At 58.4% G+C, this 4157-nt stretch carries 2 protein-coding genes and 1 pseudogene; all 3 read left to right on the forward strand.

Annotated elements, in window-relative coordinates:
• Positions 1–956, forward strand: a pseudogene (locus RSSM_RS20375) (hypothetical protein); the annotation flags it as partial.
• A gap of 114 nt (positions 957–1070) precedes the next feature.
• Positions 1071–3134 (forward strand): hypothetical protein, encoded by a 2064-nt coding sequence (locus RSSM_RS20380; RefSeq protein ID WP_008683159.1) that lies wholly within the window; start codon positions 1071–1073, stop codon positions 3132–3134.
• A gap of 5 nt (positions 3135–3139) precedes the next feature.
• Positions 3140–4157, forward strand: a 1018-nt coding sequence (gene holA / locus RSSM_RS20385) for a DNA polymerase III subunit delta (protein ID WP_008683160.1), incomplete at its 3' end; no start/stop codon positions are given.

Below are 4157 nucleotides of genomic sequence, written 5' to 3' on the forward strand. Positions count from 1 at the left end.
ACGGAGCCAAACAGCCGTTCGAAGCTCAAATCCGCGAAATCATCAAACTGTCGATGGGCAGCAAAGTGCGGTTCGTTGCCGGCAGCCTCGCGTCGCCCGGCATCGGCGGCATGGGCATGGGAATGGACGGAATGGGAATGGATGGCATGGATATGGGGATGGACATGGGCATGGATATGGGGATGGACATGGATATGGGAATGGGCATGGGCATGGACGGCATGTCCGAGATCGACCCCGCCGATAACCGTTACGTCGATCCCGAATACGAACCCATCACCGGGTCGCAGCTTCGGTCGGCCTTCGAAAGCGAATCGCCTTCGGACGCGCCGCTGAAGGTTGCCAAACGGGTTCCCGTGATGATGTCGGTCGTCATCGATCAACGCGCAATCCCCGAATTGCTCGCCGCTTGTGGCAGTGCTCCTCTGATGGTTCAGGTCGTCCAGACTCGTATCTTGGGTGGCCCCGGTGCGGCGGCTCGCAGCGGCACCGACTCGGATATGGGGATGGACATGGGAATGGATATGGGAATGGACATGGGCCCCGGCATGGGACCGGGAATGGGTGCGATGGCCTCCGACCCATCCTCAGAACGCTTCCCCCTCGATGTCACCGTCGAGGTATATGGTCTGATTCACATCTATAACCCGCCACAAAAAGACAAACTCGGCGTCGATCAAATCACGTCCGAAACAGTCATCGACGGCGAAACGATGGCGGAAAAGGTCGAGAACGAAAAAGCAGCCGGCAACGTCGCGGCTCCCGACTCGGCATTGCCCGCACCTGAAACATCGGCACCCGCCCAACCACCGGCAGGCGAACCAACGGCGACACCCGAAACGGCACCTGCCGACGCGCCCGAGACACCCGTTCCTGGCGGTGAAAATCCTGGCCAACCCGGTGACAATCCGGTACAACCAGGAGGTGCGGCGGACCAACCCCTCGCCGCAAACTGATTCGCATCAACACGCCTGGCGTGTTTAGCCTCGCCCCGCACAATTCGCGGCATCACCTGCCGCCTCCTCACTCTTCTCATCGCTACACAGCAGAACTCTCCGTAGGAGAACCCCATGGATACCGACAAGATCAAAGACTTTTTCATCCACCACGGCGAGAAGATGGTCGTCGGGCTGGTCGTCTTGGCGTCTGCATGGATGGTGTACGGCGGGCTGAGTATGCCGGACATGACCGAAGAACAAGACCCGGACACACTCGTTAGCGAAGCGAAACAGGTTCGCGCCAGTATCGACGACGATCACAGCGAACAGATCATCCCCGATCGCGAGCCGACTTTTGATATCGATGCGGAACTCGCGAAGAAGAACGAGTATGTCGCCTATGAAACCTACAATCCGGACAAGACCTGGATCCCGATCCCGCTGAGCGAATCAACACGACGTCAAGATCCAACCCTACTGCCACCACGTGCGTTGCGTACCAGCGGTCATATCGAGTCCTACGCGGTGTTGTCGAGCAACGGAAACTACCGTGCGAAAGATCTCGAACCGGCCGAGAAGTTGGAGATGGTCGAGAAGAAGAAAAAACCCAAACCCAAAAAATCACGTTCCCGACGTGGCATGGGCATGGATGACATGGCCGAGATGGAAATGGAAATGATGGGCATGGACCCTGGCATGATGGACCCCGGCATGATGGGTCCGGGAATGGACCCCGGAATGATGGGGCCGGGCATGATGGGCCCCGACATGATGGGCACCGGTGTCATGGGACCAACCCGCAGCCTCGCACCGGAATACAACTTTGGCTATCGGGCCAACTCTTCGTCCGGTGGCATGTCGATGCGAGAGGGCAAACAACCGGTGCCTCAGAGTGCATGGTTTATCGCCGGCACCGCAGTCATCCCTCACAAAGAAATCGCCGAATCGTACAAGGCGGCTCTGTTCGACGCAGATGGATTCCTGCCACAACGTGACCAGCCGTTCTACTTCAACTACGAGATCCAACGCGCCAACGTCACCAAAAAATCGGTCGATGAACTCGTCGAGGAAGACTGGGTTCTGATCGGTTCGCGGGAAAGCGACCTGAAACGCGCCGCGTTCGTCTGGGCGGGTTACGCTCCAGAATTGGTGCCGATTGACTACCGCGACCTGAACGTCACCGGCTACATCCCACCAATCCTGCTGAGTGACTATTCGGACTTTGCCTTACACCCATTGATCCCAATGGAATCGCGTCGCGAGATCGAAGACAAGATTCTTTATGAGGAGTCGCAGCAGGTCGAGGAAATCAACCCCGACGAAATGACACTCGCTGACCCCAATGCGACCGGAGCGATGACGGGAATGGGCGACATGGGGATGGATTACTCCATGATGGACATGAGCATGGATATGGACATGGGGATGAGCATGGGAATGGGCGTTGCCGCCGGCCTCCAAACGCTCGACGAAAACCCGGTCGAATACAAACTCATGCGGTTCTATGACTTTGCCCGACGTGGTGACAAACTCAGCCCACTGCCGGGTCAAAAGTATGTCTATCGAATCCGTTACGCGGTCCAAGACCCGAACTTCCCCGCCAACCCGCTGCAGCAGCCCAAGAGTGCAACGCTCGGCGCGGACGTGTACGCTCGCGTGCAAGGTTTGATGCTCAAGGCCGAAGAAACGAAGAAGCGTGACTTCCAACGATGGAGCCCATGGAGCGAAGCGAGCCCACCCGCCGAACTGCCCACACTGAGCAACCTGTACGCCGGCCCGGTCGAACCGGTACGCCCGCGGACGTTTAGCGTTGCAGGAAAGAAAGTCGATTACTTCAAGGCACCACCCAAAGTCGACCTGTTGAACTTTGCCCATAACGCCACCTACGCGGCACCGATGCCTCTCTGGCTCAACGGCCGAACCGAAGGCTCGTCGCTCAGTTACAAAGGCACCGCCGACATCATCGATCCTCTCAACCTTCAAATCAAAAAGGTAGAAGAGGCCGAGGTGCTGTCGACATCAACGGTGATCGATCTCGAGGGAGGCAACCCGCTCTCGATCGTCGAGGACGATGAACTGACCGAACCCGGCATGGTCCTGATCTTCGATGAATACGGCGGCCTGCAGGTCCAAGAAGAAGTCCAGGACCAGGAAAAATACCGCATCTATTCGTTCGCGAAGGAACGTGGTATCTAACAGGGATGCCGAAACAACACGCTTTTGAATACGTCGCGGGCACGACGCCCACGAAGGCGGGCGATTCGCTCGCGATCATCTACGGAAACGACGCCACGCTCCGCCGATGGGCCATCGAAACGCTCGTCGGGGACGGCGACTGGACCCAATTCGACGGCGAAACGACTCGCTGGAAAGACCTCAAGGACGACCTCGCGACCGCGTCGCTGTTCGATTTCGACGCCGGGGACAAACGCACCCTCGCGGTCCGGTCGGCAGACAAGTTTGTCTCCAACCATCGCACGGAACTGGAAAAGTATGTTGCCGCGCCGGGCGACAGCACTCGATTCGCCATCGAACTCGAATCGCTCGCGAGCAACACGCGTCTCTACAAAGCGGCCAACAAAGATCACCTGCTGGTCTACTGCGGGAACTACACCGACACCAAACAAGGCGTCACTGCGGCAACGCGGCGAAAGTTCCTGACCGGATACATCGCCTCGCGACACCAAGTCAAACTCGCCGCCGGCGCCGCAGACGCGTTGATCGAAATGCTCGGCGAAGAGATCGGGATGCTCGACACGGAAGTTGCCAAACTCGCCCTCTATGTCGACGTTGGCGGCAAAATCGAAGAGCCCCTCGTGCGTGACGTTGTCGCCGGTTGGCAAGGGAAAACCGTTTGGCAAATTACCGATGCGATCGCGAGTGGCGATGCCGCTGAAGCTCTCAAACAACTCGACAAACTGTTTACCGGTGGCCAGAAAGCGATCGCGCTGTTGCCGCAGATCTCCTGGTCGCTACGACGCCTCGGGATGGCCACCACCATCATCGAACACCGTGAACGCAGCGGACGTCCGTGGCAGTTCGAAGACATTCTCTCACTCGCCGGTATCCGCCGGCCGGCCGAAATTCAATCAGCCAAGAAACAGTTGCAGAGCATGGGCCGCCCCCGAGCGATTCAACTACTTGGTTGGCTGCTCGACGCGGACCTGCGGCTCAAGGGGACACACAGCGCAGAAGGCCGAGACCGCTTCTTGCTCGAAC

The sequence above is a fragment of the Aporhodopirellula sallentina SM41 genome, assembly GCF_000346505.1.
GTDB classification, from domain to species: domain Bacteria; phylum Planctomycetota; class Planctomycetia; order Pirellulales; family Pirellulaceae; genus Rhodopirellula; species Rhodopirellula sallentina.